Here is a 251-nt window from a genome sequence, read left to right as displayed (position 1 = left end):
AGCAATGGCAACGGCTGGCCGAGCAGGTCGTCGCAGATGACTTTCAGCGAGAGCAGGCAGAACTCGACATTGAAGGCGCCCAGGGCTGGGTCTTCGCGGTAGTCAGTGGCGCTGAACCAGACGCGCTGGCCATCCTCTTCCAGGCTCAGTTCAAAAAGTGTTCCCAACAGCGCCGGGTAGCGCAGGGCCAGGCGCAAAGCGTCACCGAAGGTGGCACTGGTGAGCAGTGCATAACCGAGCATGCCGTAGGA

General features: G+C 61.4%; 1 protein-coding gene. It reads right to left on the bottom strand.

Annotation, left to right across the window (positions count from 1 at the left end):
- Positions 1-251, bottom strand: a 251-nt coding sequence (locus AAEY79_RS15810; RefSeq protein WP_352289591.1) for an AraC family transcriptional regulator ligand-binding domain-containing protein, incomplete at both ends; no start/stop codon positions are given.

The organism is Psychrobacter sp. GW64-MNA-CIBAN-0177, from assembly GCF_040309585.1.
In the GTDB taxonomy this organism is placed as follows: Bacteria; Pseudomonadota; Gammaproteobacteria; order Pseudomonadales; family Moraxellaceae; genus Psychrobacter; species Psychrobacter okhotskensis.
Note: the sequence above shows the minus strand (reverse complement) of the source record. Positions and strands in the feature narration are given on the sequence as shown.